This is a genomic window from Streptomyces sp. NPDC058697 (assembly GCF_042715345.1).
Classification (GTDB): domain Bacteria; phylum Actinomycetota; class Actinomycetes; order Streptomycetales; family Streptomycetaceae; genus Streptomyces; species Streptomyces liliifuscus.
Map to the genome: position 1 here is coordinate 81,219 of NZ_JBHXSU010000008.1, position 25,503 is coordinate 106,721.

General features: G+C 68.9%; 21 protein-coding genes and 1 pseudogene. 17 read left to right on the top strand and 5 right to left on the bottom strand.

From position 1 onward, the window contains the following. The first annotated feature begins 145 nt into the window (after positions 1 to 145). The 10 genes from ACFWXQ_RS20840 (at position 146) to thpR (ending at position 12,241) form a co-directional block, all read left to right on the top strand. Entirely contained in the window at positions 146 to 1,354 is a 1,209-nt protein-coding gene (locus ACFWXQ_RS20840) for an ROK family protein (protein WP_383949943.1), read from the top strand. A gap of 459 nt (positions 1,355 to 1,813) precedes the next feature. Next, entirely contained in the window at positions 1,814 to 2,827 is a 1,014-nt protein-coding gene (locus ACFWXQ_RS20845) for an acetamidase/formamidase family protein (RefSeq protein ID WP_383949940.1), read from the top strand. Positions 2,828 to 2,968: 141 nt separating this feature from the next. After that, positions 2,969 to 3,580: an N-acetylmuramoyl-L-alanine amidase gene (locus ACFWXQ_RS20850; RefSeq protein WP_383949937.1), complete on the top strand. Its 612-nt coding sequence runs from the start codon at positions 2,969 to 2,971 to the stop codon at positions 3,578 to 3,580. Between the two features lie 173 nt (positions 3,581 to 3,753). Further along, positions 3,754 to 5,061, top strand: a complete 1,308-nt coding sequence (locus tag ACFWXQ_RS20855) for a GAF domain-containing protein (RefSeq protein WP_383949934.1) — start codon at positions 3,754 to 3,756, stop codon at positions 5,059 to 5,061. Positions 5,062 to 5,386: 325 nt separating this feature from the next. Further along, positions 5,387 to 6,910: an aldehyde dehydrogenase family protein gene (locus ACFWXQ_RS20860; RefSeq protein ID WP_383949931.1), complete on the top strand. Its 1,524-nt coding sequence runs from the start codon at positions 5,387 to 5,389 to the stop codon at positions 6,908 to 6,910. A gap of 897 nt (positions 6,911 to 7,807) precedes the next feature. Then, complete coding sequence (locus tag ACFWXQ_RS20865; RefSeq protein WP_383949928.1) at positions 7,808 to 8,161, top strand: ArsR/SmtB family transcription factor; 354 nt, start codon at positions 7,808 to 7,810, stop codon at positions 8,159 to 8,161. Beyond that, on the top strand, positions 8,154 to 8,426 hold the full coding sequence (locus tag ACFWXQ_RS20870; protein WP_383949925.1) for a hypothetical protein: 273 nt from the start codon (positions 8,154 to 8,156) through the stop codon (positions 8,424 to 8,426). Before ACFWXQ_RS20865 ends, ACFWXQ_RS20870 begins: the two co-directional genes overlap by 8 nt. Positions 8,427 to 8,626: 200 nt before the next feature. Continuing rightward, positions 8,627 to 10,948, top strand: coding sequence for an MMPL family transporter (locus tag ACFWXQ_RS20875; RefSeq protein ID WP_386268821.1), 2,322 nt, complete (start codon positions 8,627 to 8,629; stop codon positions 10,946 to 10,948). 31 nt (positions 10,949 to 10,979) lie between these two features. Further along, positions 10,980 to 11,453, top strand: coding sequence for a hypothetical protein (locus ACFWXQ_RS20880; protein WP_386268823.1), 474 nt, complete (start codon positions 10,980 to 10,982; stop codon positions 11,451 to 11,453). Between the two features lie 161 nt (positions 11,454 to 11,614). Further along, positions 11,615 to 12,241, top strand: a complete 627-nt coding sequence (thpR, locus tag ACFWXQ_RS20885; RefSeq protein WP_383949749.1) for an RNA 2',3'-cyclic phosphodiesterase — start codon at positions 11,615 to 11,617, stop codon at positions 12,239 to 12,241. Between the two features lie 298 nt (positions 12,242 to 12,539). Here the strand turns inward: thpR and ACFWXQ_RS20890 are convergent, their stop codons facing one another. Next, positions 12,540 to 12,929, bottom strand: coding sequence for a hypothetical protein (locus ACFWXQ_RS20890; RefSeq protein WP_383949746.1), 390 nt, complete (start codon positions 12,927 to 12,929; stop codon positions 12,540 to 12,542). Positions 12,930 to 13,106: 177 nt separating this feature from the next. Here ACFWXQ_RS20890 and ACFWXQ_RS20895 point away from each other — a divergent pair, with 177 nt between their 5' ends. Next, positions 13,107 to 14,186: an LLM class flavin-dependent oxidoreductase gene (locus tag ACFWXQ_RS20895; protein ID WP_383949743.1), complete on the top strand. Its 1,080-nt coding sequence runs from the start codon at positions 13,107 to 13,109 to the stop codon at positions 14,184 to 14,186. A gap of 198 nt (positions 14,187 to 14,384) precedes the next feature. Here the strand turns inward: ACFWXQ_RS20895 and ACFWXQ_RS20900 are convergent, their stop codons facing one another. The 4 genes and pseudogenes from ACFWXQ_RS20900 to ACFWXQ_RS20915 all read right to left on the bottom strand — a co-directional run bounded on the left by ACFWXQ_RS20900 (position 14,385) and on the right by ACFWXQ_RS20915 (position 17,803). Further along, positions 14,385 to 14,840 (bottom strand): SUKH-3 domain-containing protein, encoded by a 456-nt coding sequence (locus tag ACFWXQ_RS20900; protein ID WP_383949741.1) that lies wholly within the window; start codon positions 14,838 to 14,840, stop codon positions 14,385 to 14,387. Positions 14,841 to 15,018: 178 nt separating this feature from the next. Continuing rightward, entirely contained in the window at positions 15,019 to 15,537 is a 519-nt protein-coding gene (locus tag ACFWXQ_RS20905; protein WP_383949739.1) for a ricin-type beta-trefoil lectin domain protein, read from the bottom strand. A 382-nt stretch (positions 15,538 to 15,919) separates the two neighbouring features. Then, positions 15,920 to 17,018, bottom strand: a pseudogene (locus ACFWXQ_RS20910) (methyltransferase domain-containing protein). Positions 17,019 to 17,434: 416 nt separating this feature from the next. Next, on the bottom strand, positions 17,435 to 17,803 hold the full coding sequence (locus ACFWXQ_RS20915; RefSeq protein WP_383949737.1) for a VOC family protein: 369 nt from the start codon (positions 17,801 to 17,803) through the stop codon (positions 17,435 to 17,437). A gap of 63 nt (positions 17,804 to 17,866) precedes the next feature. Here ACFWXQ_RS20915 and ACFWXQ_RS20920 point away from each other — a divergent pair, with 63 nt between their 5' ends. From ACFWXQ_RS20920 to ACFWXQ_RS20945, 6 genes are all read left to right on the top strand, one after another. Further along, complete coding sequence (locus ACFWXQ_RS20920; RefSeq protein ID WP_383949732.1) at positions 17,867 to 18,319, top strand: MarR family winged helix-turn-helix transcriptional regulator; 453 nt, start codon at positions 17,867 to 17,869, stop codon at positions 18,317 to 18,319. Between the two features lie 239 nt (positions 18,320 to 18,558). Next, positions 18,559 to 19,290 (top strand): alpha/beta fold hydrolase, encoded by a 732-nt coding sequence (locus tag ACFWXQ_RS20925; protein ID WP_383949730.1) that lies wholly within the window; start codon positions 18,559 to 18,561, stop codon positions 19,288 to 19,290. A 470-nt stretch (positions 19,291 to 19,760) separates the two neighbouring features. Further along, on the top strand, positions 19,761 to 21,119 hold the full coding sequence (locus ACFWXQ_RS20930) for a lectin (RefSeq protein ID WP_383949727.1): 1,359 nt from the start codon (positions 19,761 to 19,763) through the stop codon (positions 21,117 to 21,119). A gap of 176 nt (positions 21,120 to 21,295) precedes the next feature. Then, positions 21,296 to 23,428: an RICIN domain-containing protein gene (locus tag ACFWXQ_RS20935; RefSeq protein ID WP_383949754.1), complete on the top strand. Its 2,133-nt coding sequence runs from the start codon at positions 21,296 to 21,298 to the stop codon at positions 23,426 to 23,428. An 81-nt stretch (positions 23,429 to 23,509) separates the two neighbouring features. After that, complete coding sequence (locus ACFWXQ_RS20940) at positions 23,510 to 24,625, top strand: glycoside hydrolase family 19 protein (protein ID WP_383949724.1); 1,116 nt, start codon at positions 23,510 to 23,512, stop codon at positions 24,623 to 24,625. A 31-nt stretch (positions 24,626 to 24,656) separates the two neighbouring features. Then, positions 24,657 to 25,424, top strand: a complete 768-nt coding sequence (locus ACFWXQ_RS20945; protein ID WP_383949721.1) for an NPP1 family protein — start codon at positions 24,657 to 24,659, stop codon at positions 25,422 to 25,424. Positions 25,425 to 25,503: the final 79 nt, after the last annotated feature.

Consider the following 25,503-nt stretch of genomic DNA (forward strand, 5'->3'; position numbering starts at 1 on the left):
AGGCGGGGCCGATCAGCGCGGGCGGCCCCCTTCCGGAGGCGTCGCACACACGGACAGATCGACGCGCACGGACAGAACAACCCTGAGGCGACCGGCCGGACGCGGACTGAACCCGGACGAGGACTGAACGAGGACTGACGGAGGCATGACCGCACCGCTGCACGAGGCCCATCCCAGCAGCCCCGGCCGTCGACTGCCCGATACGCAACAGGGCATGCGGCGTCGCAATCTCTCGCGGGTGCTGCACACCGTGAACGCCGAGGGGCCGCTGTCGCGTGCCGCCGTCGCCTCACGCATCGGGCTCACGCGCGCGGCTGTCTCCACCCTCGTGGACGAGCTGATCCGCTCAGGGCTCCTTGAGGAGCTGGGTCCAGAGCGGCCCGGGCGGGTGGGGCGGCCCGGCTCGGCGCTCGCCCTCAGCGGGCGCGGTCCGGCGGGGATCGGTGCGGAGGTGGGCGTCGACCATCTCGCCGTGTGCGCGGTCGATCTGCGCGGCGAGGTACGGGCTCGGGCGGTGCGGCACGGCCCCAACCGAGGCCGGTCGCCCGAACCGGTGCTGCGGGAACTGACCCGGCTGATACGGCAGGTCGTCGCCGAGGCGGCCAAGGAGGGCCTGCGGCCCGCGGGACTCGCCGTCGCCGTGCCCGGCCTGGTGGCGCGCGACGCCCGGACCGTGGTGCGCGCCCCCAACCTCGACTGGCACGACATGGACCTCGGCGCCCTGCTGCCGGACGAGGTCCCGCTGACCGTCGACAACGAGGCGAACTTCGGTGGCCTGGCCGAACTCTGGCTCAACGAGACCGCGCCGCGCGACTTTGTGCACGTCTCCGCCGAGATCGGCATCGGCGGGGCGGTGGTCGTGGACGGGCGGCTGCTGCGCGGAACGCATGGGTTCGCGGGCGAGTTGGGGCATGTCCCGGTGCGCCCCGAAGGGCCTGCGTGTGCGTGCGGCGGGCGCGGCTGTCTGGAGCAGTACGCCGGAGAGGAGGCTGTCCTGCGTGCGGCCGGCCTGGAACCGGGCGAGGACCGCGTCGGGCTGCTGGCCGAGCGTGCGGCGCAGGGCGACAAGAACGTGCGTCGGGCCCTGCGCGACGCCGGGACCGCGCTGGGTATCGCGCTGACCGGCGCCGTCAATCTGCTCGACCCCGAAGCCGTCGTGCTGGGTGGGGCGCTGTCCGGGCTCGCGCCCTGGCTACTGCCGTCGTTGGAACGGGAGTTGGCCCGCAGGACTGCCGGGCCCGCCTGCGCAGTCTCCGTCTCCCGGCTCGGTTCCGAGGGCCCGTTGTTGGGCGCCGCGCACTCGGTTGTGCGGGCCGTGATGGACGATCCGGCGGCGGTGGCGGGCGCCGGGTAGCGCTGGGTGGCGGCGGGGCGTAGGGCGCCGCCCAAGACGTCCTGGATCGTCTGGGCCTCTTGGCTGCCCAAGACGTCCTGGGCCTCCTGGACGACCCGGGCTCGTGCGGTTCTCGTGCGGTTCTCGTGCGCTTCTCGTCCGGTCTTCAGCCCCGTCACAGCGCTCCCTTCGCTGCGCCCCAGGCGCCCCAATGCCCCTTGTGGGTGGCGGAGTTATCCACAGTCGCAGCGTTGTCCACTGACCTGAGAGCGTTCTTCCTCCCCAACCGGCGAGAGCCGTACCGTGATTCACGCGAGACGCCACCGTCGGACGAACCGGACGGAGGCGTGTCCGGGCTGGCGGCACCGGTGTCGTACGTGGATTCGGTGGCCACTGCCTGGATGATGGCCGCAGTGGTGGTGCTCGTGGTGCCGCTGCGACGTCGTCCGCCACCCTTTCGGCAGAACGGAGCTGTGCACCATGAGCGACCCGCGAATCCTGACCGTGCGTCCCGAACCCGGCGAGTACGCCTGGACGTTCGGCGGTGCGCCGCCCGTGGCCCGCATCGCGCCGGGCACGGTCCTGGACCTCTTTACGGAGGACTGCTTCGCCGGGCGGGTGCGGTCGGAGAAGGACCTGGTGTCCGAGGTGTGCGAGTTCCCGTTCCTCAATCCGCAGACGGGTCCGTTCCATGTGGAGGGTGCGGAGCCGGGCGACACCGTCGCCGTGCACTTCGTGTCGATCGAGCCGGCGCGGGACTGGGCCGCGTCGACGACGGTCCCGCTGTTCGGAGCGCTCACATCCACGCACACGACGGCCACGCTGCAGCCGCCCCTGCCCGAGACGGTATGGATCTGGCAGCTCGACCGCGCGCGCCGCACCGCGCTGTTCAGCGCCCGCGACAGCGACTTCCGTATCGAGCTGCCCATGGACCCCATGCACGGGACCGTCGGTGTGGCGCCCGCCAACCTGGAGGTGCGCTCCGCCCTCGTCCCGGACGCGCACGGCGGGAACATGGACACACCCGAGATGCGGGCCGGTGTCACCTGCTATCTCGGAGTGAACGTCGAAGGGGCGCTGCTGAGTCTCGGTGACGGGCACGCACGGCAGGGTGAGGGCGAGACCTGTGGGGTCGCCGTCGAGTGCGCCATGAACACCGTGGTGATCGTCGAGTTGCTCAAGGGGGTCGCCACACCGTGGCCCCGTATCGAGTCCGACACCCACATCATCTCGACCGGTTCGGCGCGCCCCTTGGAGGACGCGTTCCGCATATCGCAACTCGACCTGGTGCAGTGGCTGGTGCGGGACTACGGGTTCAGCGAGCTGGACGCCTACCAGTTCGCGACCCAGACCGTCGAGTCGCCGCTGGCCAATGTCTGCGACACCAACTACACGTGCGTCGCCAAGCTCCGCAAGGAATGGCTGCCCGAGCGGGAGACCCACCGGGGACTGCACGGACGCCTGCGTGAAACCGCCGCCACGCTGGGCCGTTGAGTCGTCCCGCGTCCGCACTGGATGTTGAGTCGTCCCACCGCCACCGCCACCGTCTCCGCTGCCACCACCGCGACTTCGCACCACACCCGCGCCACTCCCAACTCCCCACCCTCACTTTCGTTGCCACCGAAAGGCACCCTCATGGACCGACCCAAGTTCCTGCCCACGGGCCTTCCCAGTCGGCGGCGCCTGCTGCAGAGTGCGGCACTCGCCACGCTCTCCACGGCGTTACTGCCCACCACCCGGGCGGGCGCGAAACCGCAGGGGATCGATTACCCGCCGTCCGAGTGGTCGCCGGCGAGCACGTCCAACTACACGGTCGGCAACCGCCCGACGAGCCATCCGGTCGACTTCGTGATCATCCACGTGACGCAGGCGACCTACTCGGACACTCTGGCCATCTTCCAGAACCCGAAGAAGAAGGTGTCCGCGCACTACGTCGTCCGGTCGGCCGACGGTCACGTCGCACAGATGGTGCGCGAGCGCGACATCGGCTGGCACGCGGGCAACTGGGACTACAACACCCGCAGCATCGGCATCGAGCACGAGGGCTGGGTGGACAAGCCCGCGTACTTCACCAACGCGATGTACGAGGAGTCGGCGAAGCTCACCGCGGCGATCTGTACCAAGTACCGGATCCCCAAGGACCGTTCGCACATCCTCGCGCACTACGAGGTGCCGGGCAGCGACCACACCGATCCCGGCCCGCACTGGGACTGGACGCGCTACATGAGACTGGTCAACTTCGCCTGACCAGCGCTCCGTCGAAAGAAGCTCGAAGAATGCCGGAGGGAAAACCGGAGGAAAGTCGAAACAGAGCCGAAGGAGGGTCGGAAGAGGGGAGCATCGGTAGCCACCACGGCTTGTGGTGGGGGCCGGACTCGGAGTGGCCGCGGTACTTGTCCGCATCCGCCGCCGGAGTGACGATGTCCCCAGCCGCACAGCCTTCCGGGGAGGCCGAGTTGACCGATCCATGGGTGGCCCTGGAACCGGGTGCCGATCCCGTCGAGCGGGTGCGCGTCCTGCGCCGCGCCCACGAGACGTTCACGGAGGCGGGCACGGTCCCGCGGCCGGTACGGTCCGTGGTGGCCGACTCGTGGCGGCGTTCGGCAAGGGCCGGGGTGGGGCCGGACGGCTCCGCGTGTGTGGAGCTCACCGACGGGGACCTCGGGTCCTATCGGGCGGAGCACCCACTGGCACGGGTGATGCCGCTGTTCCGTGAACTCATGGGGACGTTCGCGGCGGACGGCGAGCACCTCCTCGCGGTGTGCGACGCGCAGGGCAGGCTCCTGTGGGTCGAGGGTCATCCCGGGACACGGCACAAGGCCGACGGGATGAACTTCGTTCCGGGTGCGCGGTGGGCGGAGTCGGCAGTGGGCACGAACGCTCCGGGTACGGCGGTCGCGCTCGACCGGCCGGTGCAGGTGTTCGCGGCGGAGCACTTCATCCGGCGCGTCCAGCCGTGGACGTGCGCGGCGGCTCCGGTGCACGATCCGCGTACCGGACGGCTGATCGGAGCGGTGGACATCACCGGCGGGGACGGGCTGGCGCATCCGCACAGTCTGGGTTTCGTGCAGGCGGTGGCCCGCGCCGCGGAGTCCCAGCTGGCGCTGCTCACCCCGGCCTCGGCCACGACGGACGTGCTCGAACTCACCGCTCTGGGCCGGGACGAGGCGCTGCTCGTCACGGGCGGCGGCAGCAAGGTGCGCCTGAGCCGCAGGCACAGCGAGATCCTGGTACTGCTGTCCCGGCACCCCGAGGGGCTGACCGGCGACGAGTTGTTGTGCGCGCTGTACGAGGACGAGTCGGTGACGCCGGTGACGTTGCGCGCGGAGCTGGCCCGCCTGCGCCGCCTCCTCGGGGCGGGGGTGCTCGGTTCGCGGCCGTACCGGCTCACGGTTCCGGTCGAGTCCGACGTCGAGGTGGTGGAGCGCAAGCTCGGCGTGGGCGCGGTCATGGCAGCGGTGGCGGCGTACACGGGCCCCTTGCTGCCCGGTTCGCAGGCTCCGGCGGTGGTGCGGCTGCGCCGCCGACTCGCCGACGGGCTGCGCGCGGCACTCGTCTCCGGCCGCGACCCGGATCTGCTGGCGGACTGGGCGCACGCGCCGTGGGGCGAGGACGACCTCGACGCTTGGCGGGCGCTGGCGGCGATACGGCCGACGCCTCCGGTACGGGCACGCCTGGAGGAGTTGGAGGCCGAGCAGTCAGCGAGCCGAGGCCGGGCTCCGCGCTGAGGGCCGCCACGCTCACAATCACGAGGCGGCGCTCACGCCAACGGCAACAACGGGCGTTCGCGGCCTAGCCCCGCCCTCATTTCCGTACGCCGACACCCCACGCCGATGCCTGCGCCGCACCCCGCAAGCCTTAGCCCACGCACACAGCCACAGCCCCGGCCCCGGCCCCGACCCCGGCCCCGGCCCCGGCCCCGGCCCCGGCTCCGGCTCCGGCTCCGGCTCCGCAGCCAAGGCAGTGGCGCAACGTACCTGCAACCTCTCCGCACCTACCCTCGCGCCGAGAGCCGTCCAACGGCGGGCGGTCCTTCCACGGGAGGCAGAGCACATGACCCGTTACGCGGCGCCCGGCACCGAGGGCGCGATCGTCTCCTACCAGGCGCGGTACGACCACTTCATCGGCGGCGAGTATGTGCCGCCGGCTCGCGGGCAGTACTTCGAGAACCCGAGTCCGGTGAACGGGCAGCCGTTCACGGAGATCGCGCGGGGCACGGCGGAGGACGTGGACCGCGCGCTCGACGCGGCGCACGCGGCCGCTCCCGCCTGGGGCCGTACGTCGGTGACCGCACGCGCCGACATACTCCTCAAGGTCGCCGACCGGATGGAGGCGAACCTGGAGAAGCTCGCGGTCGCGGAGAGCTGGGAGAACGGCAAGCCGATCCGCGAGACACTGGCTGCCGACATCCCCCTCGCCATCGACCACTTCCGCTACTTCGCGGGGGCGATCCGTGCCCAGGAGGGCTCGCTCGGCGAGGTCGACGACGACACCGTGGCGTACCACTTCCACGAGCCGCTGGGCGTCGTGGCGCAGATCATCCCGTGGAACTTCCCGATCCTGATGGCGGTGTGGAAGCTGGCCCCTGCGCTCGCCGCGGGCAACGCGGTCGTCATCAAGCCCGCCGAGCAGACCCCGGCATCGATCCACTACTGGATAAGCCTGGTCTCGGATCTGCTGCCGCCCGGCGTGGTGAACATCGTCAACGGGTTCGGGGTCGAGGCGGGCAAGCCTCTCGCGTCCAGCCCGCGCGTGGCGAAGGTCGCCTTCACCGGCGAGACCACGACGGGGCGGCTGATCATGCAGTACGCCTCCGAGAACATCAGGCCGGTCACGCTCGAACTCGGCGGCAAGTCTCCGAACATCTTCTTCGACGACGTATGGGCGCAGGACGACGACTTCCGGGACAAGGCGCTCGAAGGCTTCACGATGTTCGCGCTGAACCAGGGCGAGGTGTGCACCTGCCCCTCCCGGGCGCTCGTCCAGCAGGGCCACTACAGCGAGTTCCTCGACGCGGCGGTCGCCCGTACCGAGCTGATCAAGCCCGGCCACCCGCTCGACACCGAGACAATGATCGGAGCCCAGGCCTCCAACGACCAGTTGGAGAAGATCCTTTCCTACCTGGACATCGGCCAGCAGGAGGGGGCCAAGGTTCTGACAGGCGGTCACCGTATCGAGTACGACGGTGAACTGGCGGGCGGCTACTACGTCCAGCCGACGATCTTCCAGGGCGACAACCGGATGCGGATCTTCCAGGAGGAGATCTTCGGGCCGGTCGTCTCAGTCACGTCGTTCGCGGACTTCGACGACGCCATCAAGATCGCCAACGACACGCTGTACGGGCTCGGGGCCGGCGTGTGGACGCGGGACATCAACACGGCGTACCGCGCGGGGCGTTCGATCCAGGCGGGCCGGGTGTGGACGAACTGCTACCACGCGTACCCGGCGCACGCGGCGTTCGGCGGCTACAAGCAGTCGGGCATCGGCCGTGAGAACCACAAGATGATGCTGGAGCACTACCAGCAGACGAAGAACCTTCTGGTGTCATACTCGCCGAAGAAGCTGGGCTTCTTCTAGTCACTGGAGATCGGGCGCCTGACCAGGGTACTTGCTTGCCGGTCAGGCGCCCTTCGAAGCAGACATCTGAGCAGTGAGTCGTACATGGACTCCTCCCAACGCTGCATCGACTGCTCTATCAGGCTGTTGGCATGGTTCCGCGCCTCGGCCAGGAACTTCGCGTAGTAGCGGAAGAGGACCTGGATACTCTGTCCGGCCCTACGCGCGCGACGCCGGCGGACAGGACGCGCTGCGCGACAGTGACGGTTCCGGAACACCTCGCGCCCAGTGACACCCTCAGCCCGGCGAGGTCCAAGGCTGTGGTGACCCCGGCCCGGACACCGGTCACGGGAACACGGTCACCAGGTGGGTGTAGTTGAGGTAGATACGGGCCGGCCCCGACACCGGGTCCGGGACGGCCGGCCGTCTTCCGAAATGCCGTACGGCGCACCCTCCAGCCCCGTGCCATGACGTTCGGCCCCTTCTCGTGCCCGGCCGACCCCACCGCGGGACTCACGGCCGCCAGGGCCAGGAGTGAACGGCTGGCCAACAGGGGGCGAGCGGGCACATGACGAGGGTGGACCCGTCGTGTCGGCGCCGGACGGAGAACTTCCACCCGACTCCCCTCCCTGTTCACCCCACCGTGCCGGCGGTCTCGACGTCACGTCGGTACGCGGGTGTCTCAGTGGTCGTTCTCCACGTGCAGTCGACTCGCGAGCGTCCGCGTACCGGGCTCGGCAACTTGAGCCAGCCGCCGCAGGCACCGCTTGAGCTTCGGTCACGACACTGATGGGACGGCGCTTCCCGTGAGCCACGCCCAGTGGCACTCGGGCCCGTGCCCAACGCCGCACGCGGACACAGGGGTTGCACTATCCGCAGGCACCTGCAAGTATTTTTTAGCACGAGCAAGGAGCTGGTATGCGGAGGATGAATGGCGACCACATGCTGCGGGCTGCGGCGGCGCTCGCCAATCCGCACCGTATGCGTGTCGTCGCGGCACTCTCAGCCAAGCGCAGCTATGTGAGCGAGTTGGCTCGGGAGCTGGGTATCAGCCGCGCCCTGCTGCAGGTACACCTCCGCAAGCTGGAGGCGGCCGAGCTGGTCACGGCTGAACTTGAGCTCTCGGAGGACGGGAAAGCGATGAAGTACTACGAGGTGACCCCCTTCACGGTCCTCCTCACCCCGGAGACCATCGCGGACGCCGCGCAGACCCTCACACTGCCTCCTCGTGATGGATCACAGACCGGACGAAAGGAGTCATCCGATGGATGACGAGTACCAGTGGCAGGCCGTAGCCGCGATCATCGGAGTCTTCATCCTGGTCACGTCCGTGATCGTGGTCCTCATCTGGAAGCGCGCCACCACCACCCGGGCCAAGGCGCTGCTGTCCCGCGAGTCGGACTACCGGCACCTGTCCGAGGAGGGCGCGAAGACACAACAGACGCTGTTGCGCCAGCTGGAGACGGTCAACTTACGGCTTGAGGACATGCAGAAGCGGCTGAACGGCGTGGAACGGATCCTCAAGGAGACCGAGTAGCACGGGACGGGCAACGAACAGGCGCCGATCGGGCACCGAACAAAGATCAAGTAGCAGTCGAGCAGCGATCTCGACGCGACACCACAGAACGATCCTGGGCCGACGAGCGGCAACTCGTCGGCCCAGGTATGGAAGAGCGTTCCATCTCGCCGTAGGCGAGTTCTCGCAGGTACACACTCCCTGAGGAAGGACTACACGTCATGCCGGGCATTGGCAAGCGGAGTCCCGACGAGGCGGTCGGCGGCCCCTGCGGCACCTTCGTCGAACGCGTCACCGCGTGGTCGGTACTACATCGCAAGACCGCGATCGGGGGCTGGTTCGCACTGGTCCTCGTCGCGTTACTGGCCGGCGTCCTGGTGACAGGCAGCGAAGCACTGACGACCGACCCCGGGGAATCGGGACGGGCACAGGAGGTGCTGCGTTCGCAGGAGACCAACGAGCCTGTCCACGAGAACGTACTGATCCAGCCGCGTGAGGCCGACAGCCGAACCCGGTTCTCCTCGGCGGAGATCCAGGCGGCGGTCACCGACATGGTGCAGACGTTGAAGCGCGAGTCCGAGTCGGTCGCCGACATCCGCTCGCCTCTGGACAAGGGCAACGAGAGCCTCCGCTCCGAAGACGGCCGCTCCGGGCTCGTGACCTTCGAAGTCACTGGTCCCGACGAGGAGTTGGGCCTGCACTCCGAGACGGCGTGGAAATCGATCAACGCCGTCCAGGACCGCCACGAGAACGTCTGGGTGGGCCAGGCCGGCGACATGAGTACGCGGACCGCGGTGGACAACGCCTACGACGACGACTTCCAGCGTTCCGAAGTCATCTCGTTGCCGCTGACCCTGGTCATCCTGCTCGTCGTGTTCGGCGCGCTGATCGCGGCGAGCGTCCCCCTGCTGCTCTCGATCACCGCCGTGCTCTCCACCCTCGGTTTCCTCCAGGCGCTCGGCCATGTGATCCCGATCAACAGCACCGTCTCCTCCGTGGTGCTCCTGATCGGCATGGCCGTCGGCGTCGACTACTCCCTCTTCTACCTGCGCCGCGAACGTGAAGAACGGCAGCGGGGCCGCGACTTCAAGGAAGCCCTCCAGGTGACCGCCCGTACCTCCGGGCACGCCGTCGTGCTCTCCGGTGTCACCGTGATGCTCTGCCTGTCCGGCCTGTACCTGACCGGAATGGACGTCTTCCGCGGCCTCGCCGTCGGCACCAGCATCGTCGTCGGACTGACGGTGATCGGCTCCATGACCGTACTGCCGGCCCTCCTGTCCGTACTGGGCCACCGCGTCGACAAGGGCCGGATCCCCTGGCTGGGCCGCCGGCGCACCGCCGCGGGAGAGTCACGGGTGTGGGCCGCGGTGGCCCGGGCCGTGGTCCGTCGTCCGCTGGCGTGGGGCGGTGTCGCGCTGCTCGCGCTGCTGGCGGTCGCGCTCCCCGCGCTGGACATGCGTCTGCAGGATCCGTCCGTCACGGACAGCATGCCGCACACCAACCCCACCGTCGAAACAGTGGCCCGCATGGACAATGCCTTCCCCGGTGATCCGTCTCCGGCGCGGCTCGTGGTCTGGGGCGACAAGGTGGGCGACCCGGCGGTGCGCCAAGCGGTCGGCTCACTGCGCGAGCGGGCGGCCGACACCGACGGGCAGTTCGGCACCTCGATCACCAGCACCACGGTCGGCGACGCTCTCGTGGTCAAGGTACCGCTGGCCGGTTCCGGGACCGACAAAACATCGAACGCCGCCCTGGAAACCCTCCGCGAGGACCTCCTGCCCCCGACTCTGGGCAAGGTCGACGGCATCGAGTACGCGGTGAACGGTCAGACGGCCCAGCCGTACGACTTCACCAAGACGCTGAAGGACACCACACCCGTCGTCCTGGCGTTCGTGCTCGCCGTGGCCTTCGTCCTCCTGCTCGTCTCCTTCCGGTCGCTGGCCCTCCCGGTCATCTCGATCGTCCTCAACCTGCTGTCGATCACTGCCGCCTACGGTGCCGTCACCTGGGTCTTCCAGGACGGTCACCTCAGTTCGCTCCTGGACTTCACGCCTTACGGCGGAGTGACCAGTTGGCTGCCGCTGTTCATGTTCGTGCTGCTCTTCGGCCTGAGCATGGATTACCACATCTTCATCCTGAGCCGGATCCGTGAACGACGGCTGGCCGGCGAGGAACCGAAGACCGCCGTCGTCAGCGGTATCGCCACGAGTGCCGGCGTGGTGACCAGCGCGGCCGTCATCATGGTCGCCGTCTTCAGCATCTTCGTCACGCTGTCGGCCATCGAGTACAAGATGCTCGGTGTCGGGATGTCACTGGCGATCGTCATCGACGCGACCGTCGTGCGGGGTGTGCTGCTTCCCGCGGTGATGTCCCTCCTGGGCGAGAACACCTGGGCCCTCCCCCGTTGGATGCAGTGGCTGCCGGGGCGCATGACGGAAGCGACGGCCTTGGAGCCCGTCCCCGCACCCGAACACACGGAGCCCTCGGTCCTGGTGCGGCGCGGCGAGGACACGTCTCTGAGTGCGCCCCGGACCCGGGGATGAACCGGCGAAGGGGTGAGCCTCGAAGGTAAAGGTGGCCGCCGACCCCTCGGTGTCGGCGGCTCCGCCTGAGATTGTCGTCCACGAGGACGTCGAGGAACTGATCCGGTCGTCGGACCTGGTGGTCCTGGCGACCACCGCCGGGGAGCCGTACCTGACCGGCACCGACGCGTTCGAACACGGCCCGATCGAGCCGAACGTCTCCCTGCGCGACCTGTCACCGGATGTGATCACCAGGTTGTACACCATCGTCGACGACATCGATCACGTTCTCAAGGCCAACGCTGTTGCCCGCGTGCTCCCAGCAGGACAGGTCCAGGCCCGCCACCTGCTCGTCCTTGATCTTGCGCTGACACAGCTCGTAGGCGAGGTTGGGCGCGTGGGACACCTGGAGGCGGAAGGAGGTTACCCACCCGCCGGCTTCCGGCTTCCGGCTTCCGGCTTCCGGCTTCCGGCTTCCGGCTTCCGGCTCACCCTTCACACGGAGTCACCAGGCGATCTCCGCTGACCTTCAAGGGCGAGCCCCTACCGAGCGAGTCCAGTCAGGAGAATTTGCTCATCCACTCGCCACATCAGTGATTGGGACGGCGAGCAGAGATGTGCAGCGGACGTCCGCGCTGCGGGCAGTCAGGTTTCGGCCCCGCGGACGCATGAGGTAAGAAGACATCCGTGACCGAATCGCCCCAGAGCGCCACCCAGCACGCGTTTGTCGCCCTCGCGCCGCCCGACGATGCGAAGAACGAGCTGGCACGCGCACTGAGCCCGGCCTACGCCGCCTACCCCGACCTGCGCTGGAACCGCATCGAGGACTGGCACATCACCCTGGCCTTCCTGGGCGAGCTGCCGGTGCAGGCCGTACAGCGGCTTCGTTCACCCCTCGCCGACCTGGCGGCTGCCCGCCCCTCTCTCGAACTGGCACTGCTCGGCGGCGGACACTTCGACGAGCGAGTGCTGTGGAGCGGCATCAAGGGCGATATCGACAAACTGCACGAGCTGGCCGAAGCAGTACGGGCGCGGATCAAGGACTGCGACATCGCCTTCGCCGAACGTCCGCTGCGTCCCCACCTCACGCTGGCCCGCACTCGCCGCTACGACAAGGCGTCCGTAGCGGCGGCGGCCGCCTGCCTCGACGGCTTCACCGGACGCCTTTGGCAGACCGAACGCCTCCACCTGGTCGGCAGCACGGAAAGAGGCCACCCAGGCCCGCGGCGCTACCAGGACATCGACGCATGGACCCTGGCCATGGGGTGGGCAAAGGCATCCCGATCCGAAACCGCCACAGGCTGCTCTGTATGAACACCAGGACGGTTCCGGCCCCGCGATGATGCTCACTCAGTCACACGCACCCTGAACACGGCCAGACGGTCGCACCGCCGGTCAAGGAGGCGCGCGCTCCGGGCCAACTACACAGTCGCAACTGGTCCTTTCGGCTCAGGATCCGCGACGCACAGGGCCCACACAGCGGTTTTGACTACTTGCACCATTCGAACCCCGGGCCTCACACGCCGACGCCACAGGCCGGTCCAAGATCCGGACCAGGCTCGGACCGACTCGGCTCAGCCTCAATGCATTTTCGGGGAAGTTCCGGGACAGCTCAGGCCCAAGGTCCAACCCAGGCGCACTCCGCGTCGCTTGTGGGCTCCTCCCACCGCTGCGGGGTCGTCCGTGCCTGGAAAGTCCAGCCCCGGCGCCGCCCATGCCCGCGGCTGCGGGCCGCATGGCGGGCGGTGCCCCGGCTCCAGGGTGGCGAGCGCAGCGCCGTGAGCAGGGACGGCTGGTTGTTCTTGACCACCAGCAGGTAGTGCGCCTGCTGGTCCTGGGTGAGGAAGCGGACGTGCTCGCGGCGGGTGTGCGGCGCGTCGGCGGTGACGACCCTGGCAGCCAGCCGGGCCAGGGTGGTCTGCGCGGTCGCGGCGGCCCATTGTCCGCTTGCCGGGTACGAGCAGGCGGCTGCCACCACCGCGGACGCCGCGAGCGGCAGCACACTCCGTTGCAGGCAGACGAGTTGGGAAGGGCATCCGCCCGCAACGGAGCGTCGTTGTGTCAGGCACGGTCACCCCGCCCTGCAACGCCGCAAGTTCGCGCGACTCCGCAACGGCCCTGCGCCGGGACCTGCCATGCTGGCCAAGTTCGGTTCCATCCGCACGCCTTGGAGGTTTTGATGCGTGCAGGCGTCGTTGTCGCCGCGCAGCCCGGTGTGGAGGACCTCGCCGTGCGGGCCGAGGAGTTGGGCCTGGACAGCTTCTGGGTCAACGACACGCCGATGGTCCACGGCGACCCGTTCGTCGCCTTGAGCCTGTGCGCGAAGGCCACCAGCCGCATCAGGCTCGGCATCGGCGTGACCTCACCGGCGCTGCGCTCGGCCCCGGCCGCCGCGAGCGGGCTCGCCAGCCTCAACGCCCTGGCGCCGGGCCGGATCATCTGCGGCGTCGGCACCGGAAACACCGCCAGGCGCACCCTGGGCATGCGGCCGACCACGGCGGCCGGGCTGGAGAACTTCACCGCCGCGCTGCAGGACCTGTGTGCCGGGCGCTCGACCGAGTACCGCGAAGGAGACCGGGTCCGCGACATCCGGTTCCTGCACGCCGGGGCGCACGTGAACACCGCCGACCCGATCGAGTTCGTCGTGGCCGCGCTGCTCGGGCCGAAGGCCGCGGGCGTCGCCGGCCGCCGCGGCACCGGCCTCATCTCGTTCGGCCTGCTGGACCCCACCGCCTGGCACGCGCTGCACGACACCCGCCGCCACGCCGCCCAGCGCACACCCCGCGACCCCGAGTCCCACATGGCCTCCCGGGCGGACTCCTACGTGGTCACCTCGCTCCACATCCTCGACGAGGACGAGGACCCCCACGGCGACGCGGCCCGGGAGGCGACGGGCCACCTCGTCCTGTCGCTGCTGGCCTTCGCGGCCGACACCGCCGCCGACACACACGCCTTCGCCGGGCAACTCGGCCCCGAGGAACGCGAGGCGGTGCGGCGGCTCCTCGACCGGCGCGGCACCACTGCCACCGCGCCGGACCGGCACACCAAGCTCTACCTCAACTACCTCGGACGCATCGCACCGCAGGACCGGGATCTGGTGCTGCCCTCGCTGATGAACACCTTGGCCCTGGTCGGCACCCGCGACGACCTCCTCGCCCGCATCACCACCCTGGAACAGGCCGGCATCGACGAACTCCTCATCCAGCCGGTGATCGACCCACCCACCGAGATGGCCCAGCTCGCGAAACTCCTCCGCTGAGCGGCCTCGCACGACAGCGATCAGCAGCACTCGGTCCTCCAGCGGCAGTTCCACGACCGGCCCCCTGCACACCGGATCAGCCCCCTGACGCCTCAACTCAGCGACCAGGTGGCTCAACTGACATGGGCTCAGCCCGGTGAACGGAGCTGCCCAAGACGGCTCCGACGCCGTGATCACACCAGCCATCGCAAGCTCGTCTCACCTGCCGGGGAGGCAGTTGGCGAGCCAGTCTGCCTGTTCTGCACGATTGACGCCGCCATCGCCATCCACCACGTAGGCCAACGCCTCCACGAAGGTTGAACCCAGCGGCCACAGGACGTTCGGCCCCACGGCGACGACGCGCCCGCTCGCCGCGATATACGACCTGAACTGGACCGACCACATACCCAGAGGGCTGTAGTTCTCCGCGTATCGACGCCTCAGCGTGAACGCTTCCTCGGCGGTGTCGATGCAGGCGTCAACAGGATCTATGTGCAGTGACGAGCCGGGGACGCGGACCGCGGAACTCTCGATCGTCAGCTCGCCGAACTCGGCCCAGACCCCGAGTGCCATGTCGTTGAGTTCGAACCCCGCGCCTGTCAGCTGCTGCGTCCAGCCCGCAGTGGCGATTTTGCGACCTGCTGTCCAGCCGGCAACACCAAGCGCCTCCAGCACAGACGTACCGCAACGCGTCATCGACTCACTGGTCCGCTCTATGCGCCCTCCCCGTCCCCTCGACCGCGCATGCTGCCCCAAGTTTGCCGCACATTCCGACCAGCAGGCAGGGCTATTGGCCACGGAAGACACGTAGATCGTTTACGTCACAGTGCTTATGGAGCCGTGGCGGTCGCCGTCACCGGAGGAGCCGCCACTTGTAGCGTGCGTCCTTGGGGTCGAGATCGTTGCGCACCGTCACATAGGACGTGCCCTGCCGGTAGGGCGTGCTCAGGAGCTTGCCGTCGTCGTGAGACACCCAGAACAGGTCCCCGGCGTCGTTGCCGTTGAAGTGCCAGAACTGATTGACGTCGTTCGCGTCGCACGCGCCGAGCCAGGCCAGGCCCCAACCGGCCACGTCCGCCACGCACTTGCCGGTACTGACGGAGACGACCTGCCACGCCGGCTGGTTCGCCAGCTCCAGCCGCCACCGTTGCCGGGGATCGCCCAGGTCGCAGGGCGCGAAGGTGGCCGTGCCCTGGAAGGCGTTGGCGGGGTCGTCGGCGGTGGACATGCACAGGCCGTTGCCCGTGTTGCGGAACAGGCTCCCGGGGTCGGGCTCGGCCGCGCTCGTCGGCGCCGCCCCCGCGAGGAGGGCGCCGCCCGCAGCCATGACAAGAGCCGCGGCCAGAGCGTTGAGCCGACGTGCGAACTTCATGGGCTTTCCTCCCGGTGACGGTGATGCTCTCGATGCTGAGGCACGGCGCGATGCGGCACCATCGCTCGAACGGGGGACGGTGTGGGCGCCCTCGGGGCTCGCGGAGCTCGCGGGCCGGTGCCGGGCGCGCTCCAAGCGCTGCCACCGCGGCTATTCAACCGAGACCGGAGCAACCCCGCCCGGCCCCGGGGCAGTTCAGCGCCCCTGTCCGACGACACGCACCGACTGATCGGCGACGTGATTCCGAACGTCGCCACGGTCGACCGCCTCGCATCGCACAGCAAACGGGGGGATACAGGGGGATACGGGGGGATACGGGCGTTGGTCGACGAGGCCGGCCGCCCTTGGCAGTTGACCAGCCGTGCCGCCGCTGCGACGCGGCTCAAGCCGTGAGCAGGCGGAGGCCGAGATCTGCCGCGTCAAGGTCGGCGAGGTCGCTGTTGCGCTCGACCCACCGGCCCGAGTCGAGGTCGGCGCTGAGGCTTCGTACGGCCCGCTGCTCGGCCTCCGGCCCGACCCTCGTCCACACCGACATCGCACGACGTACGTGATCCTCCAGATACGCCCCCGGCCTGCGCCAGTACGCCTCGAACAGGCCGTCGGCGCAGTCCCACGGGATGGGCACCGGCTCAGCGCGGGCGCCGATCGCGTCTTGCCATCTCAGCAAGCGAGGGAAATCCCGCGAGGGCGGCGGCGAACTCGGACAGGTAGTCGCGGGTGAGCCAGAACCGGTCCTGCCACCCGGGCTCGTCGGTGTCGAACGTAAGCACCACCACGCGGCGGGCCACGCGCCGCATCTCGCGCAGCCCCGCTACCGGGTCCCCCCAGTGGTGCACGGTGGAGACGGCCATCGCGACGTCGAAGGAGTGGTCCTCGAACGGCAGGCTCTCCGCGGCGGCTGCCACGCACGGCGCCGAGCCTGCCGGCCGCTGCCCCCGCATGACCGCCGATGGCTCCACCGCGGTCACGTCGCGATCAGCAGGCTCGTACGAGCCGGTGCCGGCCCCGACGTTCAGCACCGTCTGAGCGTCCCCGAGCGCGTCCCAGATCTGCGCGGCGATCCGCGGCTCGGTACGCCGTGTCGCGGTGTAGGCGCCGCCGATCGCGTCGTACAACCGGGCACCGAGCATCTCCAGTTGCTCCTCCGGCGTCAGCTGCAGGCCCTTCGCGCGTGCCTCAAGTTCCCTGTCGATGGCCGCCATCATGGCGTCAGCCCGATCACGCCGCTCAAGCAGCAGGCCACGTAGTCGGCGCAGGTGCGCGACCGCGTCGGTGGACGGGTCGCCGACCAGTTCCGCAACCACCCGCAGTCCGAAGCCCAACCGCCGATAGGCCAGCACCTCCCGCAGGCGCTCCACGTCGCCCGGCGAATAGACCCGGTACCCGGCCGCGGTCCGCGCCGACGGCCGATCGAGCCTGATCTCGTCATAGTGATGCAGCGTGCGGACGCTCACACCGGCCAGCTCGGCCACGCGTCCCACGGTCAAGTGATCCTCCACGGCACCGACTATGCAGCCTGACGCCACGTGAGGGTCAACGGCCTTGCTCACGGCGGCAAAAGCCGAACGCGAAGCAGCGGTTGGAGACAACTCCTGCAAACCGGAGCAATGGGTCTGGTTGCGGAAGCCGAGGGCGGTCCGGCCGGGACGCCGCGACTGATTGCTGGTGTGACGGCCGGGAGGTCGGTCTTACCGGCGCGGCGTTCAGGGTGTCGTTGGGCGGACATGATGCGCCGGTAGGTGCCCCGGGTTGCCTCTACCGCAGTGTGCTCATCGGCAGTGGCGAGCGGGGCAGAAACTGGCGTCACGCACTAGCCCAGGGCGCGACCGCGACCGCGATCTTCGGTGATCGGTGATCGGTGATCGGTGATCGGTGATCGTCCGGTGGCGTTGGCCGATCAGGCGCGGTCGTGGAGGGTGACCCGGTAGCCGTCGGGGTCGGCGAAGGTGAAGGTCCGGCCGAAGGGGCCGTCGATCGGTGCGGAGACGATGGTGTGACCGTCGGCGGCGAGAGCATCGTGGATGGCCTGGACGTCGGTGGCGTGGAGCCAGATCGCGGCACCGATGCCGGGCTGGGCAACGGATGCGAGATCGGTGCCGGGAACGACGTCGCGGAGTGCGAACGCGATCGGCTTCGTCTCGAAGACGACGGCGTGCGGAGGTCCCGCCTGCGAGCGGACGAGGCCGAGGTACTGCTCGTAGAACGCCTGCGAAGCGTCGAGGTCGCGCGCCTGGAGGGAGATGAAGTCGGGGCCGGTGGCGGGCATGATGATGCTCCTTCTCTTCGTGTCAGCTTTCTGACACAGGTCAACCTATGTCAGAATGCTGACATGAATCAAGACGGTGTCGACCTGGAGACGTCACTCGGCTACCTGCTGAAACAGGCGTCGAGCGTCCTGCGCGCGGCCATGGAGGAGGTGCTGCGGCCGCTCGGGATGAGCGTGACGCACTACTCCTGCCTCGAACTGCTGGCTCAACGGCCGGGGTTGTCGAACTCCGAGCTCGCGCGGGGCGCGTTCGTGACACGGCAGTCGATGAACGTGCTGCTCCAGACCCTGGAACGGGAGGGCTACGTGACCAGGCCCGCGGAGGCACCCGTGGGGAAGGTTCTCCCCACGCGGCTCACGCCTCGCGGCCGACGGAGCCTGGAGAAGGCGACCGTGGCGGTCCGGTCCGTCGAGGTCAGAATGCTGGCCGGCATGACCGAGACCGAGCAGGCAGGCGCGTTCCGGACCCTGCAGAGCATGATCCGTTCCCTGCGCGATGGCAACGACGGTGCATAGCTCGTTCCCCGGCACACATCTCGCCGCGCCCGGACAAGAGCGCGGCCGAGCTTGGAGATCGGTGTAGGCGACCAGGCGCCCCCGGAGACCCACAGCCCCCGACTGAACCTCTTCCGCGATGAGCTGGTTCTCCGCGTCTCAGACCGGAGATGGCCCCCGCCGGCAGAGTCGGTCCGACCGGTAGCGTTGGTCCGACCGGTAAGCGTTGGTCCGAGGGAGTGCCGATCTGGGGGGGGCGTGTGACTGAAGCGGATGCGCCACCCATCGTCTTCGTACACGGGACGCGGTTCAGCGCGGGACAGTGGAGTTCACAGGTCGCCGCGCTGCGGGAGGAGTTCCCGGTAGTCGCCGTGGACCTGCCGGGCCACGGCGCCCGCTCGGCCCAGCCCTGGAGCCTGAGCGCGGCGACCGGGATCATCGCTTCCGCGGTGGACTCGCTCGACCGCGGGCCGGCTCTGGTCGTCGGGCACTCGCTCGGCGGATACGCCTCGCTGGAGTTCGCGCGGCAACGCCCGAAGCAGCTGCGCGGGCTGGTCCTCGCGGGGGCCAGTGCCTCGACTCGTGGCCCGTGGGCAACTCCCTATCGATGGGTCGCCGGGCTCGTCCCTCGGCTGTCGGCGGACCGGCTGGCCAGGTGGAACGACCGGCTGCTGCGCCGGTCCTATCCCCCCGAGGTGGTCGAGGCGACCATCCGCTCGGGCTACGCCTTCCACACTCTGCCGGCCGCCTGGGGCGAGGTACTCGGTCGCTTCGATGCGGGCTCGATGCGTCATGTGCCAGCTCCCGTACTCATCCTGAACGGCGAGAAGGACACCGTCTTCCGGTCCGGCGAGCGCGATTTCGCCCGCGCGCATCCGGACGCCCGTGTCGAATTGATCCCACGGGCAAGGCATCTCTCGAATTTCGACGATCCGGACGCCTTCACCGATGCCGTCCGCCGCTTCGCCCGACACCTGCCTGCTCTCAGCTGAGCCCGCCAGAGCCGGATCCATCAAAGCTGCCCCGGCGCAGCGCCCCACAGGGGCGCGGAGAACTGCGCGACCAGCCACAATGCCGCCGCAGACGATCGACGGCACATCACGGCCATCACGTCACGTCACGTCACTTCACTTCCAGAACAGCAGCCGGGCCGAGAAGGCAAGCGGTACCAAATAGGGCTGTGCGACAGGAGTGGCCCAGGTGGCTGTTCCGTGCGCACTCAGGGTCACTGGATTGCGGGCGCGCCAACGCGGGACGAACGGCTGGCATGCGTACCCCTGCGGGCGAACGAAGCCTGGCCGGAAGCTGCAACTCACTTCCTTCACAGCTTACTTCACTTCTTGACGAAAGCGGTCCAGACCTTTAGGTTCACGGCTCAGCATCGCACCGTGTGACACATCCAGCGTTCACGAGGTGAACGATGCCTCGGTTGCTCATCCCCCCACGAAGGGCCCCTGCGCGCATGCCCAGATCTCTCTCCGCAGTTGTCTCCCTCGCCGCTCTCTCCCTCGCCGCCGGCCTGCTCACCGCGTCCCCCGCGCAGGCGGCCACCGGCACCATCACCGGCCTCGCCGGGAAGTGCCTTGACGTCGCCGGGGCGAACTCCGCCGACGGCACGGCCGTCCAGCTCTACGACTGCAACGGCACCGCCGCCCAGCAGTGGACGGTCGGCAGCGACGGCACCGTCCGCGCCCTTGGCAAGTGCCTTGACGTCACGGGCAATTCGACGGCCGACGGTGCCACCGTGCAGCTGTGGAGCTGCACCGGCGGCGCCAACCAGAAATGGACGGTCTCCTCCGGCAACGGCATCACCAACCCGCAGGCCGGCAAGTGCCTGGACGTCACCGGCAACAACTCCGCCAACGGCACCCGCATACAGATCTGGAGCTGCGGCGGCGGCGCCAACCAGAAGTGGACCGCGCCCGCCCCCGGTGACGGCGGCAACCCGTCCACGCCGATGGCCGTGGCGCCCTACCTCTACAACGGCTGGGGCAGCCCGCCGAGCCCCACCACGGTCACCAACGCCACCGGCGTCAAGTACTTCACCCTCGCCTTCGTGCTCAGCAACGGCTACTGCAACCCCCAGTGGGACGGCGGCCGGGCGCTGACCGGCGGCGTCGACCAGCAGACGATCAACACCGTGCGGGCGAACGGCGGCGACGTCGTCCCGTCCTTCGGCGGCTGGAGCGGCAACAAGCTGGAGAGCTCCTGCTCCACCGCGAGCGAGCTGGCCGCCGCGTACCAGCGGGTCATCAGCGCGTACGGGCTCAAGGCCATCGACATCGATCTCGAAGCCGACGCCTACAACAGCCCGACCGTGCAGCAGCGGACCGTGGATGCCCTGAAGACCGTGAAGGCCAACAACGCCGGCCTCAAGGTGTACGTCACCATCGGCACCGGCCAGAGCGGGCCCGACACCAGCCTGATCAACCGGGCCGCCAACTCCGGTCTGACCGTGGACGCCTGGACGATCATGCCGTTCAACTTCGGCGGCGTCGGCCAGAACATGGGCACCCTCAGTACGCAGGCCGCCGAAGGCCTCAAGAACGCGCTGAGGAACGCCTACGGCTACAGCGACGAACAGGCATACCGGCTCATGGGCATCTCGTCGATGAACGGCATCACCGACCAGAACGAGACCGTCACGGTGAACGACTTCCGGACGATGCTCGCCTACGCCCAGCAACACCACCTGGCCCGGCTGACCTTCTGGTCCGTCAACCGCGACCGTCCGTGCACCGGCGGCCCCGCCGACAGCTGCTCCGGTGTGGGCCAGTCCGACTGGGACTACACCCGCGTCCTCGCCGCGTACACCGGCTGATCCAGCCCCACCCCACTCCAACCCCCACTCCCACCATTCGCCGACCCCTTCGGCCCCCACCCCCCATCCGCCGAGCCCTTCGGCAAGGAGAATCCGTGTTCACCCACTTGCCCGCCGCACTGAAGCGGCGCCGCAGATCCACCGCCGCCGCGCTGGTCACCGCGGCCGTCGCTTCGCTGCTCACCTCCGCACCCGCGCCCGCGAGTGCGGCGGCGAACGCGGTAGCCGCACTGCCCACCGGCTTCGCCACCGTCATGAACGCCGCGAGCGGCAGATGTCTGGACGCCAGGTCCGCCGCCACCGCCAACGGCACCGTCGTACAGCAGTACGCGTGCAACAGCTCGACGGCCCAGCAGTGGAGCTTCACCGCCACCAGCGACGGCTACGTCCGTATCAACAACGGCAACAACACCGGCCAGGTCGTGGACGTCGCCGACCTGTCCACGGCGGACAACGCGCCGGTCCATCTGTGGGCCTACGGCGGCGGCACCAATCAGCAGTGGCTGCCGGTCGACGAAGGCGGCGGCGCCTACCACTTCGTGAACCGCAACAGCGGCAAGTGCCTGGACGACCCCGGCGCCTCGACCGCGGACAGCGTGCAGTTCGTGCAGTACACCTGCAACGGCAGCACCGCCCAGCGCTTCCAGGTGGTCCCCGTGACCCAGTCCGGCACGAATCCGGACCTCGGCCCGAACGTCGTCGTCTTCGACCCCTCGATGTCGTCCTCGACGATCCAGACCAGGGTGAACTCGATCTTCCAGCAGCAGGAGACGAACCAGTTCGGCTCCCAGCGCTACGCCGTCCTGTTCAAGCCGGGTTCCTACAACGCCGATGTCAACGTCGGCTTCTACACCCAGGTCGCGGGTCTGGGTCTGACCCCGGACGCGGTCACGATCAACGGCTCGGTGCATTCCGAGGCCGACTGGTTCCAGGGCAACGCGACACAGAACTTCTGGCGCGGCGCCGAGAACCTGTCCGTCAACCCGACCGGCGGTACCGACCGTTGGGCGGTCTCGCAGGCGGCTTCGTACCGCCGGATGCATCTGCGCGGCAATGTCGCGCTCGACGACAACGGCTGGTCCAGCGGCGGTCTGCTGGCCGACACCAAGATCGACGGGCAGGTCAACTCCGGCAGCCAGCAGCAGTGGCTGACCCGCAACTCCCAGCTCGGCAGCTGGACCGGCTCCAACTGGAACATGGTCTTCGTCGGCAGCCAGGGCGTCCCGGCCACCAGCTTCCCCAGCCCGCCGTACACCACGGTCGCGCAGAGCCCGGTCAGCCGGGAGAAGCCGTCCCTGTACGTCGACGGCAACGGCGCCTACCAGGTCTTCGTGCCGTCCGTACGGTCCAACTCCACCGGCACCAGCTGGGCGAACGGAACCCCGGCCGGCAGCTCGCTGTCCCTTGACACCTTCTACGTCGTGAAGCCGGGTGCGACCGCCGCGGACATCAACGCGGCGCTGGCGGCGGGCAAGAATCTCCTGGTCACCCCGGGTGTCTACCACCTCAACCAGACGCTCCAGGTGAACCGCGCCAACACCGTCGTCCTCGGTCTGGGCCTCGCCACGTTCATTCCGGACAACGGCGTCACCGCGATGAAGGTGGCCGACGTCGACGGCGTGAGGGTCGCGGGTGTCCTCTTCGACGCGGGCACCACCAACTCGCCCACGCTGATGGAGGTCGGCCCGACGGGCTCGTCCGCCTCGCACGCCGCGAACCCGACGTCCCTGCACGACGTGTACTTCCGCGTCGGCGGCGCCGCCGTCGGCAAGGCGACCACCAGCCTCGTCGTCAACAGCGACAACGTCATCGGCGACCACACCTGGATCTGGCGCGGCGACCACGGCACCGGCATCGGCTGGAACACCAACACCGGGGACACGGGCCTGATCGTCAACGGTGACAACGTCACCATGTACGGCCTGTTCGTCGAGCACTACCAGAAGTACCAGACGATCTGGAACGGCAACGGCGGGCGGACGTACTTCTACCAGAACGAGATGCCGTACGACCCGCCGAACCAGGCGGCCTGGATGAACGGCGCCACGCAGGGCTACGCCGCCTACAAGGTCGCCGACTCCGTCACCAGCCACCAGGTCTACGGCTTCGGCAGTTACTGCTACTTCAACGTCAATCCGGGCGTGGCCGCCGAGCGGGCCATCGAGGCGCCGAACAACGCCAATGTGCGCTTCACCAGCATGGTGACCGTCTCTCTCGGCGGAGTGGGCACCATCCGGCACGTCGTCAACGGCACGGGCGGACCGTCCAACTCCACGACCAATGTGGCCAATCTGACCAGCTACCCCTAGGCGCACCAGCTCCGACAACGGCCGTCCCCGCGCTCAGGGGACGGCCGTTCCACCCCCTACGCCCAAGGAGCGTCCTCAACCATGCACAGACCCCGATTCCTCGGCCGCTTCGCGGTCTTCGCCGCGCTGTCCGCCGTCCTCACCGCCCTGCTCACCGTGACGCCCGCCCAGGCCGCCGACGGCTCGATCACCGGGCTCGCCGGCAAGTGCGTCGACGTCGCGGGCGCGAGCAACGCCAACGGCACCGCCGTACAGCTCTACGACTGCAACGGGACAGGCGCCCAGATCTGGTCCAACCCGGGTGACGGCACCCTGCGTGCGCTCGGCAAGTGTCTCGACATAGTCGACCGCAGCACCGCGGACGGCGCGGCGGTCCAGCTGTGGGACTGCTCCGGCGGCACCAACCAGCAGTGGGTGGTCAGCGGAGCGAACGACATCGTCAACCCGGCCGCGAACAAGTGCCTGGACGTCACCGGCAACAACAGCGCCAACGGCACCCGGCTGCAGATCTGGACCTGCTCGGGCGGCGCGAACCAGAAGTGGAACGCGCCCGCGAGCGGTGGCGGCGGCACCCCGTCCGGATTCGTCGTCACCGAGGGCCAGTTCAACCAGATGTTCCCGGGCCGGAATTCGTTCTACACCTACAGCGGCCTGACCGCCGCGCTGAGCGCCTACCCCGGCTTCGCGAAGACCGGCAGCGACACGGTGAAGAAGCAGGAGGCGGCCGCCTTCCTCGCCAACGTCAACCACGAGACCGGCGGTCTCGTTCACATCGTCGAGCAGAACACCGCCAACTACCCGCACTACTGCGACTGGGGCCAGCCGTACGGCTGCCCGGCCGGCCAGGCCGCGTACTACGGCCGCGGACCGATCCAGCTCAGCTGGAACTTCAACTACAAGGCCGCGGGCGACGCGCTCGGCATCGACCTTCTCAACAACCCCTGGCTGGTGCAGAACGACGCCGCCGTGGCCTGGAAGACCGGCCTCTGGTACTGGAACACGCAGAACGGCCCCGGCACCATGACCCCGCACAACGCCATGGTCAACCAGGCCGGTTTCGGCCAGACGATCCGCTCCATCAACGGTTCCCTGGAGTGCGACGGCAAGAACCCGGCGCAGGTCCAGAGCCGCGTGGACGCCTACAACCGCTTCACCTCGATCCTCGGCGTCTCGCCGGGCAGCAACCTGTACTGCTGACGACTGCCGCTCGGTTCAAGTAGGAGTCCCCATGCGCAAGTTGAGATCCCTCGCCAACGGCCTTCTCGGCACGCTCGGCGCGATGACACTCGTCATCGCGATACCGGCGACCGCCCACGCCAACGTCCTGACCCTGCTGCCGCAGAACGCGAGCGGCCTGGAGCAGACCTACTCCCCCGCCTACGACTACGACGGTGACGGCTGCTACGCCACCGCCGCCATCGGCGCCGACGGCGCCATCAACCCCGGCCTGAAGCTGGGCGGCGACGTCAACGGCAAGTGCCACGACCCCGCCCAGCTGAACAACTCCAACACCTACTCGCGCGCGAAGTGCAACAACGACTGGTGCGCGGTCATGTACGCCAGCTACTTCGAGAAGGACCAGGTGACCCTCGGCCCGGCAGCGATCGGGCACACGCACGACTGGGAACACGTCATCGTGTGGATCAACAACAACGAGGTCAAGTACGTGTCGGCGTCCCAGCACAGCAGCTACCAGACGCTCGCACGGTCCGAGATCCGCTTCGACGGCACCCACCCGAAGATCGTGTATCACAAGGACGGGATCGGGAGCCACTGCTTCCGCTTCGCCAACGGCAACGACGAGCCGGCGGAGAACGCCACGGGCAACTGGTTCTACCCGCGGCTCGTCGGCTGGGAGGGTTACCCGGCCGGCTACCGCGACAAGCTGAGCGGCGCCGACTTCGGCTCGGCCACCTTCAAGATCGACGACGGCGACTTCCAGTGGGCTCTCGACTACACGAGCCCAGCCGGAATCCCCTTCGACCCGTACGCCTGACACTCGGCCCTCCGGGGCCGGCAGCAGACCGTCGACAAGCCCCCGCAGGCTCTTGCCTGCGGGGGCTCTGCTCTTGGCG